The sequence below is a fragment of the Sinorhizobium sp. NFACC03 genome, assembly GCF_900103435.1.
Taxonomy (GTDB): domain Bacteria; phylum Pseudomonadota; class Alphaproteobacteria; order Rhizobiales; family Rhizobiaceae; genus Ensifer.
Genome location: NZ_FMXF01000010.1, coordinates 1 through 15,325, shown reverse-complemented (window position 1 = coordinate 15,325; position 15,325 = coordinate 1). Strand labels below are relative to the sequence as shown.

The following is a 15,325-nucleotide window of genomic DNA, read 5'->3' as shown; positions in this document are numbered from 1 at the left end:
TCAATAGGGTTTTCGAAGGTTTTTTGAGAGAAATTTCGAAGGCATGTGTTTTCCCATCCGGGGGTCGGTCGCGGCGGCCTGGCGAGGGCCCGGATTTGCGGGATTCCTGCTAAGGCCTTGAAACGAAAAGACCGCCGGAGATCCTTGTGGATCGCGGCGGTCGATCGGAAATCGTCTTGGCTTGTCGCCACAGTGTGCCGCAAGCGGCAGCGACTGTGGAAAACCGTGGTGGCTCAGGCGGCGGCCAGCATCTTGTTGACCTCGTCGACGAGGTCGCGGAGGTGGAAGGGCTTCGAAAGCACCTTGGCATCCTTCGGCGCCTTGGAGTCGGGATTGAGCGCAACGGCGGCAAAGCCGGTGATGAACATGACCTTGAGGTCCGGATCGAGTTCGGTCGCGCGGCGCGCCAGCTCGATGCCGTCCATCTCGGGCATGACGATGTCGGTGAGGAGAAGCGAGAAGGGCTCCTCGCGAAGCCGGTCATAGGCGCTGGCGCCGTTGTCGTAGGACATGACCTTGTAGCCGGCCTTTTCGAGCGCCTTGACCAGGAACCGGCGCATATCGTTGTCGTCTTCGGCAAGAAGGATTTTCGCAGTCATGAATTCGGCCGTGCTTCTCTTTTTTCAGTTTATTGCGCGTAGATTGCGGCGTTTTATCCAAACCCCAACGCGGTAAATATCTCGTGAACGCGGGACGTCAATTCCCCGGTAGCTGTGATTGGTCACTATGGACACAGAGCGGACCAACTGGCAACATGATGACAATTGTAAGAACCGCATATGGTAAAAAAGGGTTCAGATGGGGGAAATTGCGGAGAGGGAACTGTTCGAGGTCCTGGAACCTCCGATCCAGCGCATTCCCTTTGTGTTCAATTCACCGCATAGCGGCCGGTCCTATCCCCAGCGCTTTCTCGATCAGTCGCGGCTCGACGCTGTTTCGATTCGTCGGTCTGAAGACCACTATGTCGATGAGCTGTTCCAGAACGCGACTTTTCTCGGAGCGCCGATGCTGCTGGCGCATTTCCCGCGCGCCTTCCTTGACGTCAACCGTGAGCCCTATGAGCTTGACCCGCGCATGTTCGACGGCCCGCTGCCGCCGCACGCCAATATCAGCTCGATGCGTGTCGCCGGCGGCCTCGGCACGATACCGCGGCTGGTCGCCGAGAACATGGAGATCTATCGCGGACGTTTCCCGGTGGAAGACGCGCTGACGCGGATCGAGACGATCTACAAGCCCTACCATGCCACCCTGCGCAAACTGATCGCGCGCACCCACGTGCAGTTCGGCCTGTCGGTGCTGATCGATTGCCACTCGATGCCCGGGAACGTGCATCTGCCCGGCAGCGCCCAGCGTCCCGACTTCATCATCGGCGACCGCTACGGCACCAGTGCCGCGGGTGAACTGTCGCGCGCCGCAGTCGATCTGTTGCAGCAGCTCGGCTATAGCGTCGTGCGCAACAAACCCTATGCGGGCGGGTTCATCACCGAGCATTACGGTCGCCCGACACGCGGGCTGCATGCGCTGCAGATCGAGATCAACCGGGCGCTCTATGTGGATGAGACGACGCTGGTGCGCAAGCCCGGCTTCGGCGTGCTGGTTGCAGATCTCACGACCTTCGTCGCGTCGCTTGCCCGCCATGTCGAAGACTACGGCGCCTACCTCCCGCTCGCAGCGGAGTGACCTTCGGATTATCTGTCGCGGAGCTTCAAAAAAAACCGCGCCAACGGCGCGGTCAAGTCTAGGGAGGAAACACCCAAGGAGGGTATTTACAGTCACAGGTGACTGTACCCAAACCTTAATATTGCACTGCACAAATGTCAAGTTGAAGCAGTGAAGACTTTTGCAGTGCATCAAACGTTTTTCAGTCGAAAGCGGTATCTGAACCGATTGAAACGCTAGAATTATGAAAACACAGGCGATTTGGCGGCCGCTGCCATCGCATCAGCGCGTTTGCCTTTCGGTAAATTTCGTCTATGCAGGACGAACCTTCCTTCGTCCATGCTTCCCTGAGAGAGAGCCATGCTGCCTGACCGCGCCTTCTTCGATCGCCTTGCTGAAGCTGCCAAGGCAGAGACCCTGCCGCGATTCCGGATCGGCACCAGCGTGGTCAACAAGATCGAAGGCGGCTTCGATCCGGTAACGGAGGCGGACCAGTCGGCGGAAGCTGCGATCCGTGCGCTGATCGAGAAGCATTTTCCGGAGCATGGCATCCTTGGCGAAGAGCATGGCAATGTCGGGCTCGACCGCGAATATGTGTGGGTCATCGACCCGATCGACGGCACGCGCGCCTTCATTTCCGGCCTTCCGGTCTGGGGCACGCTGATCGGCCTCTATCGCAATGGCGAAGCGGTCATGGGCCTGATGGATCAGCCGTTCACCGGGGAGCGCTATTTCGCCGATGGTGAGAAGGCGACCTACCGGGGTCCCGGTGGCGAAAAGGTGCTTTCGACCCGTGCATGCAATTCGCTTTCGGATGCGGTGCTGTTCACCACATCGCCGCACCTCTACACCGGCGCGTTCAAGACTCGCTACGAGGCGCTGCAGAGCAAGGTCCGGCTCTTCCGATACGGCTGCGATTGCTACGCCTTCGCGCTGCTCGCCGCGGGTCATATCGACCTGGTGATCGAATGCGGACTGAAACCCTACGACGTCGGCGGCCTCATTCCGCTGATCGAGCAGGCCGGCGGTATCGTCACCAACTGGCAGGGCGGACCGGCGGAAATGGGCGGCGAAGTCATCGCTGCCGGCAGCGCCGAACTGCATGCTCAGGCGCTGGAAATCCTCAAAGGCTGAGGCCGCCACGCTCCGGCGCTGATACCGAAGCGAGATGCGAAATCAAACGATTGGCGAGTGTGCCCGCCTGTATCAGGCGGCGCTGTTTTCGCGTTCGTCACCCTCTTCGGGGATGACAAAGGCAAGGATCGCGGCCATCGCCTGGGCGCGATAGCGATCCGCTTCATGCAGCAGTTCGTGGCGGGCGCCATCGATCGGGATCATCTGGGCGGCGCGGAAGTTGCGCGCCAACCACTCGACGGCGAGATGCGGCACCAGACGGTCAGCCGTCGGCGCCAGGATGATCGTCGGCAGGGTGATGCGCGTCAGATGCTCGCGACGGATGACGCGGCGCATGGCGCGGAAGGCCTCGCTCAGCCAGCGCGCGGTGGGCGGGCCAAGCCTCAGTTCCGGATGCGTGTCGGTCAGTGCGATGTTGCGCAGGTAGCGGCGCCGGTCCGCCGTCAGCACGTTGCTTTCGAACGGGCGGTTGCCCTTGTCGGGATGGGCCGGCAGGGTGCCGAGGCCGATGCAGCGCATGAGGGTCGCAATCGCCGCAATGCTGGGCTCGCCGAGCGCCTGTCCGCCAAGGCCGACGAAGGGTGCCAGCACCACCAGCCGGTCGATCCGGCTTGCTAGCATCGGTGCCAGCGACAGGGCAACGAGCGCACCCATGGAATGGGCGACGATCGAGAAGGGCAGGCGCGTATCCGGCAGCACGATCTGTTCGAGGAAGGTGCTGAGGTCGCGTTCATAGTCGGAGAAGTGGTCGACGTAGCCGCGGCCCGGGTGTGGCAGCAGCCGCTCGGAGCCCGCCTGGCCGCGCCAGTCGAAGGTTGCGACCCAAAGACCTGCAGCCGTGAGATCAGCGATCGTCTCGAAATATTTCTCGATCGATTCGTTGCGGCCCTGCAGCAGGACGACCGTGCCGCGCGCAACAGGCTGTTTCGTCCTGAAGATCGCGTAGCGAATCTTGCGACCGCCGACGCCATCGAAGAACCCAGCCACGTAGTTTTCCGGGGTCGGATTGTCCGGTGTCGAGTGGAGGATCGAGGTCATGACGTGGTGACGGCCAAGAGCGGGTTGATCGGTATCATCAAGGGATAGGCGGCAGGGTCTCAGTCGTCAAAGAAAAAAGCCGGAAACGGTGGGTGAAATCCGGACGATCACCGTTTCCGGCTGCTGAAGAGGAAGGGACGTATCACTTCAGCCTGGGAGTTGCCGCCCAGAGTTTTCTTCTAGCCCACCGGGGCTGAACGGAAGCCGAAGCGGCCGTTCATGTCGGGTTCACGGGAAAATCGTAAGCGCTCGCGTCTTGAAGTCGCGAATTTGCCTCCCCAAATCAGGGTCACGGGCGCCGAAGACGGGTCCGTTCACCGGTCTTGCCGCTGCCAGAATGGGGTGGCCGACCAGACATCGCAAACCGTTGCTCCAAGGAGGACACAATGCGTCACTTTGATTTCTCTCCCCTTTACCGTTCCACCGTTGGCTTTGATCGCCTGTTCACGATGCTCGACAGCCTCGGTCAGCCGGGTGAAGCCCAGACCTATCCGCCCTACAACATCGAACGCACCGGCGAAAACGCCTACCGCATCACCATGGCAGTTGCTGGCTTTGACGAGAGCGAGCTTTCGATCGAGGCCCGTGAGCACACTCTGACGGTCAAGGGCGAAAAAGCCGAGGAAAAGGGCGACGAAAGCCAGTTTCTCCATCGTGGCATTGCCAAGCGTGCCTTCGAGCGTCGCTTCCAGCTCGCCGATCACGTGGAGATCAAGTCCGCTTCGCTGAAGAACGGCTTGCTGCACATCGACCTCACCCGCGAGATTCCGGAAGCAGCCAAGCCCCGCCGGATCGAGATTTCGTCCGTTGCCTCGCAGCCGAAGCAGATCGAGGCCCAGACCCTCTAACCGCGAAGACAATCTCCCAAGACAGGCGGCGTCCCCCAGGGGCGCCGCTTTTTTATTGGTTCATTGAAATCACGCAGTTCCGAAGGGAGACCGCTTCGGACTTTCCTGACTTTCTAAAGCGCGTCACGATCTTTCAGATTCGCTCCTTGCGCTTCAAGTTTTTGATGTTTCGCATGTCGTTGTCGCAAAACCGCTGCGCACTTTTGCGCGACAGGCTTTAGGATCTGGCCGGCGCGGGCACGGCGGAGGCCTGCTTCTTGGCGGCGTAGCGCTGTGCGATGACGGCGCAGGCCATCAGCTGGATCTGGTGGAACAGCATCACCGGCAGCACGATCGCGCCGATGTTCTGCCCGGCGAAGATGGCGCTCGCCATCGGAACGCCGCTCGCAAGGCTCTTCTTCGAGCCGCAGAAGGTGATGGCGATCTCATTCGCCTTGTCGAAGCCGAGCAGGCGGCTGCCGAACATGGTGACGGCAAGCACGAGCGCCAGCATGACGATCTCGATAACGACCAGGACGCCGAGATCTGCCAGCGAATAGGTCTGCCAAAGGCCCGATGTCACCGCCTGGCTGAAGGCGAGATAGACGACCATCAGGATCGAACCGCGATCGACGGGCGCCAAGAGGCCCTTGCGCGCCCGGATCCAGTTGCCGATCAAGGGCTGCAGCAGCTGGCCGGTGACGAAGGGGGCGAGCAGCTGCAGCAGGATCTGCTCCAGTGCATCGAGCGTCACGCCGCCGTGGCTGCCGGCGGTAAACAGCAGCCCGACCAGCAGCGGCGTCAGAAACATGCCGAAGATGTTGGACGCAGACGCCGAGCAGATCGCGGCCGGCACATTGCCGCCGGCCATCGAGGTGAAGGCAATCGAAGACTGCACCGTCGAGGGCAGCACGCAGAGGAACAGGATGCCGGTGTAGAGCGACTGCGGAAGGATCGAGGTCGGGACGAAGCCGATTGCAAGACCGATCAGCGGGAAGAGCACGAAGGTGGAGGCGAGGATCGTCAGGTGCAGCCGCCAGTGCAGGATGCCGGCGATCACCACGTCGCGCGAGAGGCGGGCGCCGTGCAGGAAGAAGACCATGCCGACCGCCACCTTGGTCGCCAATCCGAACCAGGCGGTCGCCTCACCATGGATCGGCAGGACGGATGCCAAGAGCACCGTCGCCAGAAGCAGGATGGTGAAGGTATCGGGAAGGTAGCGGCGCATATCCGGTCACTTGCTGGTGATGAAACGTCTTGCCGGGATCACTCATTATGAAGCAGGATGCAAGGAATAACAGTTATCGCGATTTGGGATGAGTCATGTTGGATCTCGTGCAGTTGCGCAGCTTCGTCGCGCTCGAACAGATGGGCAGTTTCACGCTGGCGGCGGAGAAACTGTCGCTTGGGCAATCGACCGTCAGCCAGCATATTCAAAGGCTTGAGGCCTCGCTCGGGCGAACCCTGGTCGCCCGCGATACCCACCGCGTGTCGCTGACGGCGGATGGGCTGGCACTGCTTGCCCATGCCCGTTCGATGCTGGCGATCGACGGTGAGGTGCGTGCGCTTTTTGCCGAAAGCAGTCTGCGTGGTCGCCTGCGGCTTGGTGTTTCCGAGGATTTCGTCATGAGCCGGCTGCCGGCGGTACTCGAAGATTTCGTCCGTGCTCATCCGTCGGTCGATCTCGAACTGACCGTGGCGCTCAGCGGCGTGCTTTACCAGATGCAGGACAACGGCGAGATCGATCTCGTGCTCGCCAAGCGCAGGCTCGGCGACGTGAGAGGCGAGCTCGTCTATCGCGAGCCGCTCGTCTGGCTCGCCCGCGACCCCGAAAGGATCAGGCGTGACAAGGTGCTGCCGCTGATCGCCTTTCCGCCGCCGAGCATCACCCGCAGCGTCGCGCTCGAAGTGCTCGACCGGCATCGCCTGCCGTGGCGCATCGTCTGCACCTGCGGCAGCCTCAGCGGGCTGACGGCGGCCGCGCGCGCCGGAATGGGGGTGCTCGTGCAGCCGCGCAGCATGGTGCCGCAGGGGTTGAAGGAGATCCCCGCCGGCGCCCTGCCGCCGCTCGAAGACGTCGAGTTCGTGCTGGTGCCGAGCAAGGGCGTGGACCGCAAGCTGAGTGCAGCACTATCGGCCGAGATCCTCTCCAATGTGAGGACACTGCAGGGACAGGCTTGATGCGGGGGATCACCCCGCTCAGGTCGCGAGATGGTCGTCCGGATGGAAAAGCTGGCCGTTTTCCTGGAACTGCTTCAGCACGCGGCGACGAACCGGTCGACGTCGTCGGCCTTCGTCGCAAAGCTGGTCACGAGGCGGTAGAGACCCTGATCCGGCGCAAGACTTCCATCGAGGTCGTGGGGCACGGGCCAGTCGTAGAAGACGGCGCCATCCTGCCTGAGCTTCGTGGCCACGTCTTTCCTGATGATGGGGAAAACCTCGTTGGCGTCCGCCTGCCAGGCGAGGCGGCTCGTCTTCGAGGCGGCGATGCCCTCGGCGAGGCGTGCAGCCATCGCGTTGGCATGGCGCGCGAGGTTCAGCCAGAGATCGCCGGCGAAGTAGGCGTCGAACTGTGCGGAGACGAAACGCGACTTGGAGAAGAGTTGGGCCGAGCGCTTGCGCAGGAAATGCATTTCGTGCGCCTTCGAGAGATCGAAGAGCACCAGCGCTTCGGCGCACCAGCAGCCGTTCTTGGTGCCGCCGAAGGAGACGAGATCGACACCGCGCTTCCAGGTCATTTCAGCGGGCGTTGCGCCAAGGCCGACGAGCGCATTGGCGAAGCGGGCACCATCCATATGCAGCGGCAACTTGTGCGCCTTGGCAACGGCCGCGATCGCCTCGATCTCCGAGAGCGAATAGACCGTGCCGCTTTCCGTTGCCTGGGTCAGCGAGACCGCTGTCGGCTGGCCACCGTGGACATTGTCGAGCGGAAAGCGCCGGATCTCGGCTTCGAGGCGCGCGGCCTCCATCTTGCCCCGCGGTCCATCGACAGGCTTCAGCCTGGCGCCGTGCGAGAAGAATTCCGGCGCGCCGCATTCATCGGCGATGACATGCGCTTCGCGATGGCAGAAGGCGATGCCGCCTGCGCGATTGGCTGTCGCAAGTGCCAGCGAATTGGCAGCCGTTCCGGTGCCGACGAAGAAGACTGCGACATCCCTTTCGAAGATTTCCGCGAACTTCTTCTCCACCTTCCGGTCAAGCTCGCTGGTGCCATAGGCGGACGCATATCCGCCGGCATGCGCCATCAGGCTTTCGGCAATCGCGGGATGGGCGCCAGCCCAGTTGTCAGACGAAAAAATCATCACATTCCACCCTGTATTACAGTCTTTTCGACGGATTTGGCCGACCTTAGCCGAGTTCTCGGCCGGATCAATCACGGTCAGCGGCCGAAAGGCCAACTGGAGACCAGTTTGAAACCAAAAGGAAGAAAACGCCGGAAAGCCGTAATTAAATTATAAAAGCCGGAAACTTCCGGCAATGTTCGGCAAAATCTTCTCTATTATTTGCTGATATGCCTCTTGCGGAGGGGGGTAGTTTCTGGCATAGAGCACATGAAATAGGACAGGTTTGCTGTCCTATTTCGGTCTAGGGACCGGAACAATCGCCGCGAGTGCCTAAAAAAATGGCACCCGGCGTGCGAAGCGGGAGGATTTGCCGGATTTCATCCGGTTGTTATCGCCTGCCGTCAGGATGGTCGCAGACATCAGTGCCTGATGATGCCGTGCTTATTTGCGACCTGATCAGGATCATGAGACGATAGTGCCCCGGCTTTTTGGCGTGCCTTTGCGCGCAACGAAGAGCCATGCGCGGGCGGTGCCATGCCCGGCGGTGCCGGGTTTAACAGGAGGGAAAACGATGACGGATCATTCGCCATCACAGCAATCTGGGCTCAACCTCGCACACAGCGTTGCGACGGCTGAAAAAACGCCCGCATTCCCGACTGGCCTGCCGCGAAAACAGGGTCTCTACGATCCGCGCAACGAACATGACGCCTGCGGCGTCGGTTTCGTCGCGCATATGAAGGGTCAGAAGTCGCACCAGATCGTGCGCGACGGCCTGTTCATGCTCGAAAACCTGACGCACCGCGGTGCCGTCGGTGCCGACCCGCTGATGGGCGACGGCGCGGGCATTCTCGTGCAGATTCCCGACCGCTTCTTCCGCGAGGAGATGGCCAAGCAGGGCATCACCCTGCCGAAGGCGGGCGAGTACGCCGTCGGCCATATCTTCATGCCGCAGGACGATGCGCTCGTCGAACACTTCAAGCAGGTGATCAAGGACGTCGTCGCCGAAGAGGGCCAGGTGCTCATCGGCTACCGCGACGTGCCGGTCGACAACGCGTCGCTGTCGAAGGCGCCCGAGATTGCCGCGACCGAGCCGCGCCATGTCCAGATCTTCATCGGTGCCGGCCGCGACGCCGCCACGAACCCCGAGTTCGAGCGTCGTCTCTTCACGCTGCGCAAGGTGATCTCCAACCGCATCTATGACGAATACAAGGGCGAGGAGAGCAATTTCTACCCGGTATCGCTGTCGTCCTCGACGATCGTCTACAAGGGCATGTTCCTGGCGTACCAGGTCGGCGCCTATTACAAGGACCTGTCCGATCCGCGGTTTGAGAGCGCGGTGGCGCTCGTGCACCAGCGCTTCTCGACGAACACCTTCCCGTCGTGGAAGCTCGCGCATCCCTACCGCATGGTCGCGCATAACGGCGAAATCAACACGCTGCGCGGCAACGTCAACTGGATGGCCGCGCGTCAGGCGTCGGTATCTTCGCCGCTCTTCGGCGAGGATATCTCAAAGCTCTGGCCGATCTCCTATGAAGGCCAGTCGGACACCGCCTGTTTCGACAACGCGCTCGAGTTCCTGGTGCAGGGCGGCTACTCGCTGTCGCATGCTGTCATGATGCTGATCCCGGAAGCCTGGGCCGGCAACCAGCTGATGTCGCCCGAGCGCAAGGCTTTCTACGAATACCATGCGGCGCTGATGGAGCCGTGGGACGGACCGGCGGCAGTCGCCTTCACCGATGGCCGCCAGATCGGCGCGACGCTCGACCGCAACGGCCTGCGTCCGGCCCGCTACATCGTCACCTCTGATGATCGCGTCATCCTTGCTTCGGAATCCGGCGTGCTGCCGGTCGACGAGGACAAGATCGTCAAGAAGTGGCGCCTGCAGCCGGGCAAGATGCTGCTGATCGATATGGAGCAGGGCCGCATCATCTCCGACGAGGAGGTGAAGTCCTCGCTCGCCCAGAAGCACCCCTATAGCAAGTGGCTTGAAGACACCCAGCTCATCCTCGAAGAACTGAAGCCGGTGGAGCCGCGCGCGCTGCGTCGCGACGTCTCGCTCATCGACCGCCAGCAGGCCTTCGGCTACACGCTCGAAGACACCAAGATCCTGATGTCGCCGATGGCGACGACCGGCCAGGAGGCGATCGGCTCGATGGGCACCGATACGCCGATCTCGGCGATGTCGGACAAGCGCAAGCTGCTCTATACCTATTTCAAGCAGAACTTCGCGCAGGTTACCAACCCGCCGATCGACCCGATCCGCGAAGAGCTGGTGATGAGCCTCGTCTCCTTCATCGGACCGCGCCCGAACATCCTCGATCACGAGGGCATGGCCCATGCCAAGCGGCTCGAGGTGCGCCAGCCGATCCTGACCAATGGCGATCTCGAAAAGATCCGCTCGATCGGTCACACCGAGGATCGCTTCGACACCAAGACGCTCGACTTCACCTATGACATTTCGCGCGGTGCCGAAGGCATGCCCGATATGCTCGACCGTCTCTGCGAACGCGCGGAAGCGGCGGTGAAGGGCGGCTACAACATCATCGTGCTCTCTGATCGTCAGGTCGGTCCGGACCGCGTGGCGATCCCGGCATTGCTTGCGACCGCCGCCGTGCACCACCACCTGATCCGCAAGGGCCTGCGCACCTCGGTCGGCATCGTGCTCGAGTCCGGCGAACCACGCGAAGTGCACCACTTCTGTCTGCTCGCCGGCTACGGCGCCGAGGCGATCAACCCCTATCTCGCCTTCGATACGCTGATCGACATGCACAAGCGCGGCGAGTTCCCCAAGGAGGTCGATGCGAGCGAGGTCGTCTATCGCTACATCAAGGCCGTCGGCAAGGGCATCCTCAAGGTCATGTCCAAGATGGGCATTTCGACCTACCAGTCCTATTGCGGCGCGCAGATCTTCGACGCCGTCGGTCTGTCGTCGAAGCTGGTCAACCAGTTCTTCTTCGGCACGGCGACGACGATCGAAGGCATCGGCCTCGAAGAGATCGCGGCCGAGACCGTCGCCCGCCACAAGGCGGCGTTCGGTGCCGACCCGGTTCTTGCCAACACGCTCGACATCGGCGGCGAATATGCCTTCCGCATGCGCGGTGAAAGCCACGCCTGGACCCCGGACGCGATCGCATCTCTGCAGCATGCCGTGCGCGGCAACGCGCAGGACCGCTATCGCGAATTCTCCGAGATGGTGAACAACTCGGCGCTACGCATGAACACCATTCGCGGCCTGTTCACGGTGAAGAGCGCCGAGGCTCTCGGCCGCAAGCCGATCTCGGTCGACGAGGTCGAGCCGGCTACCGACATCGTCAAGCGCTTCTCGACCGGTGCCATGTCCTTCGGCTCGATCAGCCGCGAGGCGCATACGACGCTGGCGATCGCCATGAACCGGATCGGCGGCAAGTCGAATACCGGCGAGGGCGGTGAGGAGAGCGACCGCTACCTGCCGCTGCCGGACGGTTCGATGAACCCCGAGCGCTCGGCGATCAAGCAGATCGCCTCCGGCCGCTTCGGCGTGACCACGGAATACCTGGTCAATGCCGACATGCTGCAGATCAAGGTGGCGCAGGGCGCCAAGCCCGGCGAAGGTGGCCAGTTGCCCGGCCACAAGGTCGATGCGACAGTTGCCAAGACCCGTCACTCGACGCCTGGCGTCGGCCTGATCTCGCCGCCGCCGCACCACGACATCTATTCGATCGAAGATCTGGCGCAGCTGATCTACGATCTGAAGAACGTCAATCCGGAAGCGGACGTCTCGGTCAAGCTCGTCTCGGAAGTCGGCGTCGGCACGGTTGCCGCCGGCGTCGCCAAGGCGCGCGCCGACCACATCACCGTCGCCGGCTTCGATGGCGGCACCGGCGCCTCGCCGCTGACCTCGCTGAAGCACGCCGGCAGCCCCTGGGAAATCGGCCTTGCCGAGACCCAGCAGACGCTGGTGCTGAACGGCCTGCGCTCGCGCGTCGCCCTTCAGGTCGACGGCGGTCTCAAGACCGGCCGTGACGTCATCATCGGGGCGCTGCTCGGTGCCGACGAGTTCGGCTTTGCCACCGCGCCGCTGATCGCTGCCGGCTGCATCATGATGCGCAAGTGCCATCTCAACACCTGTCCCGTCGGTGTCGCCACCCAGGACCCGGTTCTGCGCAAGCGCTTCAAGGGCACGGCCGAGCACGTCATCAACTACTTCTTCTTCGTCGCCGAGGAAGTGCGCGAGATCCTGGCTTCGCTTGGTGTGCGCAAGCTTGACGAGATCATCGGTGCCTCCGAGCTGCTCGAAAAGGACGGTGCACTTGCCCACTGGAAGGCGAACGGCCTCGACTTCTCGAAAATCTTCCACAAGGTGGAAGCCGCCAAGGAAGAGACCTACTGGACCACACGCCAGAAGCACCCGATCGACGACATTCTCGACCGCAAGCTGATCGAGGAAGCCAAGGTCGCGCTCGAAACCAAGGCGCCGGTCAAGATCGAAGCTGCGATCAAGAACGTCGACCGCTCGGCCGGTGCGATGCTCGCCGGTGCGCTTGCCAAGCGCTGGGGCCACAAGGGCCTGAAGGACGACACCATCCACGTGACCCTCAGGGGCACGGCCGGCCAGTCCTTCGCCGCGTTCCTGGCACGCGGCATCACCTTCGATCTCGTGGGTGACGGCAACGACTATGTCGGCAAGGGTCTTTCGGGCGGACGCATCATCGTCCGGCCGCCGGAAAACGCGACGATCGTTCCGCAGGAATCGATCATCGTCGGCAACACCGTGCTTTATGGCGCGATCTCGGGCGAGTGCTACTTCAACGGCGTTGCCGGCGAGCGCTTCGCCGTGCGCAACTCCGGTGCGGTCGCGGTCGTCGAGGGCGTGGGTGACCATGGCTGCGAATACATGACCGGCGGCGTCGTCGTCGTTCTCGGCACGACGGGCCGCAACTTCGCGGCCGGCATGTCCGGCGGCGTTGCCTATGTGCTGGACGAGGAGGGTGATTTCGCCCGTCGTTGCAACATGGCGATGGTCGAGTTGCAGCCGGTTCCGGAAGAGGACGACATGCTCGAGAAGCTGCATCACCACGGCGGCGACATCATGCACAAGGGCATGGTCGACGTCTCCGGCGACATGACGCGTCACGATGAAGAGCGGCTCTATCAGCTGATATCCAACCACCTTCACCACACGGGTTCGCCCCGGGCGAAGGAGATTCTCGATCACTGGACGGATTACCGGCCGAAATTCCGCAAGGTCATGCCGGTCGAATACCGCCGTGCGCTCGAGGATATGGAACGCATGAAAATGGCAGAGGCGGCTGAATAGGAGGCCCCGGTGACCAAGGCTCCCGGTTCATCACAGACTGGTTCGGGGGTCCCTCACGCGCGCTTGTCAAAAGCGCCTGTTCAGACGCAAAGCTTTCAGGATAGTACGATGGGTAAGGTAACTGGATTTCTCGAGATCGACCGGCAAGTGGCAAAGTACCAGCCGGCATCCGACCGCATTCGCCATTTCCGTGAATTCACCATTCCGATGTCAGAACCGGAAGTGCAGAAGCAGGCTGCTCGCTGCATGGACTGTGGCATCCCCTATTGCCATGGGCCGACCGGCTGCCCGGTGCACAACCAGATCCCGGACTGGAACGACCTCGTCTACAACGGCAACTGGGATGAGGCGATCCGCAACCTGCATTCGACCAACAACTTCCCGGAATTCACCGGCCGCGTCTGCCCGGCGCCGTGCGAGGAAGCCTGCACGCTGAACCTCGAAGACACGCCGGTGGCGATCAAGACGATCGAACAGGCGATCGCCGACAAGGCCTATGAGATGGGCTACATCGTGCCGCAGCCGGCCGTCACCAAGACCGGCAAGAAAGTCGCGGTCATCGGCTCCGGCCCGGCCGGCATGGCGGCAGGCCAGCAGCTTGCCCGCGCCGGCCACGAGGTTCACGTCTACGAGCGCGAGACCAAGGCCGGCGGCCTGCTGCGCTACGGCATTCCGGACTTCAAGATGGAGAAGAACTTCATCGACCGCCGCGTCGAACAGATGAAGGGCGAAGGCGTCACCTTCCACTGCGGCATCAATGTCGGCGTTGACGTGCCGATGCAGCGCCTACTCGACGACCACGATGCTGTGCTTTATTGCGGCGGTTCGGAGACGCCGCGTGACGCGGGCATCCCCGGTGTCGAATTCGCCGGTGTGCATGATGCGATGCCCTATCTCGTGCAGCAGAACCGCCGCGTCGGCCGCGAGAACATCGACAGCGTCGGCTGGCCGTCGCAGCCGATCCTCGCCGGCGGCAAGCACATCGTGGTCGTCGGCGGTGGCGATACCGCGTCGGACTGCGTCGGCACCGCCTTCCGCCAGGGCGCGGTCAAGGTGACCCAACTCGACATCCGCCCGCAGCCGCCGGAAAAGGAAGACAAGCTCGCCGTCTGGCCGTTCTGGGCAACGAAGATGCGCACCTCGTCCAGCCAGGCCGAAGGGGCGATCCGCGAGTTCCAGGTGGCAACGCTCGAATTCATCGGCGACGAGGATGGCAACCTCACCGGCGTGAAGTGCTGCCAGGTGGACGATCGCCGCAAGCCGGTCGCCGGCACGGAGTTCATCATCAAGGCGGATCTTGCCTTCATCGCCATCGGCTTCCGCGGTCCGTTTACCAGCAGCGTGCTGAAGGATCTCGGCGACAAGCTGACGCTCAACACCGACCGCCGCGGCTCGACCAACGTGGTTGCCAACGAGCGCGACTACAAGACCTCGGTCGAGAAGCTCTGGACCGCCGGCGACGTGCGCCGCGGCCAGTCTCTGGTCGTCTGGGCGATCCGCGAAGGCCGCCAGGCCGCCCGTGCGATCGACGAGGCGCTGATGGGCTCAACCACCCTGCCGCGATAAACGGTTTACTCCCAAGCATGAAAAAAGCCCCGCAGCGATGCGGGGCTTTTTTGTGGGCTGTTGCCGGAGGCTCGACAGCCTTGGGCGCGGCTGGTTCTAGATGATTTCATTTTTTCGTCGAAACGGTGAAATGATCTAAGTCTTTGAAATAGCGCAATTCCGGACGGAAAACCGCTTCACACTTTTCCTGGAATTGCTTGTCTTATGACATTGGCTGCCGAACAGGTCAGAAAGGAACCGCTGCGGGAGGGTCGCCGCCCTCCCGCAGCGGCGAGGGTCGGATCGTTGGAATTGCGGACCTTTTGATGGGTCGAGCTAGAGTCGGATCGCCCTCGTCTTTCCCTTGAGGCCTGAACGGATACCCGGAGTTCGGCTCCGGATGACAAGCACAGGACAAGCGAAAGATGATGAACGATAGCATCGGGGTCGACATCTCGAAAGACCATCTCGACGTCCACAGGCTGAGCGACGGTGTGAGCCGGCGCTTCGCCAACGACAGCCGTGGCCATAGGACATTGATC

At 62.2% G+C, this 15,325-nt stretch carries 10 protein-coding genes; 6 read left to right on the top strand and 4 right to left on the bottom strand.

Translation table 11 applies throughout. The features are described from left to right. Window positions 1-233: 233 nt before the first annotated feature. The gene (gene cpdR1 / locus BLU35_RS14600) at window positions 234-599 is read right to left on the bottom strand and encodes a response regulator CpdR1 (protein ID WP_034786813.1); all 366 of its coding nucleotides are present in this window, start codon (window positions 597-599) and stop codon (window positions 234-236) included. A gap of 199 nt (window positions 600-798) precedes the next feature. On the opposite strand from cpdR1, the gene BLU35_RS14595 reads away from it, so the two are divergent. Both BLU35_RS14595 and hisN read left to right on the top strand, forming a co-directional pair. Then, window positions 799-1,680 (top strand): N-formylglutamate amidohydrolase, encoded by an 882-nt coding sequence (locus BLU35_RS14595; protein WP_058325229.1) that lies wholly within the window; start codon window positions 799-801, stop codon window positions 1,678-1,680. A gap of 339 nt (window positions 1,681-2,019) precedes the next feature. Beyond that, the gene (hisN, locus tag BLU35_RS14590) at window positions 2,020-2,793 is read left to right on the top strand and encodes a histidinol-phosphatase (protein WP_058325919.1); all 774 of its coding nucleotides are present in this window, start codon (window positions 2,020-2,022) and stop codon (window positions 2,791-2,793) included. Between the two features lie 72 nt (window positions 2,794-2,865). Here hisN and BLU35_RS14585 read toward each other — a convergent pair whose 3' ends face one another. Next, complete coding sequence (locus BLU35_RS14585; protein WP_057254624.1) at window positions 2,866-3,831, bottom strand: alpha/beta fold hydrolase; 966 nt, start codon at window positions 3,829-3,831, stop codon at window positions 2,866-2,868. 386 nt (window positions 3,832-4,217) lie between these two features. On the opposite strand from BLU35_RS14585, the gene BLU35_RS14580 reads away from it, so the two are divergent. After that, entirely contained in the window at window positions 4,218-4,679 is a 462-nt protein-coding gene (locus BLU35_RS14580) for an Hsp20 family protein (protein ID WP_057254625.1), read from the top strand. Between the two features lie 217 nt (window positions 4,680-4,896). Here the strand turns inward: BLU35_RS14580 and BLU35_RS14575 are convergent, their stop codons facing one another. Further along, window positions 4,897-5,886, bottom strand: coding sequence for a bile acid:sodium symporter family protein (locus BLU35_RS14575; protein WP_093233518.1), 990 nt, complete (start codon window positions 5,884-5,886; stop codon window positions 4,897-4,899). Between the two features lie 95 nt (window positions 5,887-5,981). On the opposite strand from BLU35_RS14575, the gene BLU35_RS14570 reads away from it, so the two are divergent. Then, the gene (locus BLU35_RS14570) at window positions 5,982-6,839 is read left to right on the top strand and encodes a LysR substrate-binding domain-containing protein (protein WP_057254627.1); all 858 of its coding nucleotides are present in this window, start codon (window positions 5,982-5,984) and stop codon (window positions 6,837-6,839) included. 74 nt (window positions 6,840-6,913) lie between these two features. Here the strand turns inward: BLU35_RS14570 and BLU35_RS14565 are convergent, their stop codons facing one another. After that, complete coding sequence (locus tag BLU35_RS14565) at window positions 6,914-7,960, bottom strand: threonine aldolase family protein (RefSeq protein WP_058325917.1); 1,047 nt, start codon at window positions 7,958-7,960, stop codon at window positions 6,914-6,916. A 553-nt stretch (window positions 7,961-8,513) separates the two neighbouring features. Here BLU35_RS14565 and gltB point away from each other — a divergent pair. Both gltB and BLU35_RS14555 read left to right on the top strand, forming a co-directional pair. Then, window positions 8,514-13,238 carry a glutamate synthase large subunit gene (gltB, locus tag BLU35_RS14560; RefSeq protein ID WP_058325916.1) on the top strand — a complete coding sequence of 1,575 codons (4,725 nt, stop codon included), beginning with the start codon at window positions 8,514-8,516 and terminating at the stop codon, window positions 13,236-13,238. Between the two features lie 108 nt (window positions 13,239-13,346). Then, window positions 13,347-14,804: a glutamate synthase subunit beta gene (locus BLU35_RS14555; RefSeq protein WP_058325223.1), complete on the top strand. Its 1,458-nt coding sequence runs from the start codon at window positions 13,347-13,349 to the stop codon at window positions 14,802-14,804. Window positions 14,805-15,325 lie beyond the last annotated feature (521 nt).

Excerpts from the sequence above, each read along its gene's own strand:
- cpdR1 (WP_034786813.1), bottom strand. The coding sequence starts at position 599 with ATGACTGCGAAAATCCTTCTTGCCGAAGACGACAACGATATGCGCCGG.
- BLU35_RS14595 (WP_058325229.1), top strand. The coding sequence starts at position 799 with ATGGGGGAAATTGCGGAGAGGGAACTGTTCGAGGTCCTGGAACCTCCG.
- hisN (WP_058325919.1), top strand. The coding sequence starts at position 2,020 with ATGCTGCCTGACCGCGCCTTCTTCGATCGCCTTGCTGAAGCTGCCAAG.
- BLU35_RS14585 (WP_057254624.1), bottom strand. The coding sequence starts at position 3,831 with ATGACCTCGATCCTCCACTCGACACCGGACAATCCGACCCCGGAAAAC.
- BLU35_RS14580 (WP_057254625.1), top strand. The coding sequence starts at position 4,218 with ATGCGTCACTTTGATTTCTCTCCCCTTTACCGTTCCACCGTTGGCTTT.
- BLU35_RS14575 (WP_093233518.1), bottom strand. The coding sequence starts at position 5,886 with ATGCGCCGCTACCTTCCCGATACCTTCACCATCCTGCTTCTGGCGACG.
- BLU35_RS14570 (WP_057254627.1), top strand. The coding sequence starts at position 5,982 with ATGTTGGATCTCGTGCAGTTGCGCAGCTTCGTCGCGCTCGAACAGATG.
- BLU35_RS14565 (WP_058325917.1), bottom strand. The coding sequence starts at position 7,960 with ATGATTTTTTCGTCTGACAACTGGGCTGGCGCCCATCCCGCGATTGCC.
- gltB (WP_058325916.1), top strand. The coding sequence starts at position 8,514 with ATGACGGATCATTCGCCATCACAGCAATCTGGGCTCAACCTCGCACAC.
- BLU35_RS14555 (WP_058325223.1), top strand. The coding sequence starts at position 13,347 with ATGGGTAAGGTAACTGGATTTCTCGAGATCGACCGGCAAGTGGCAAAG.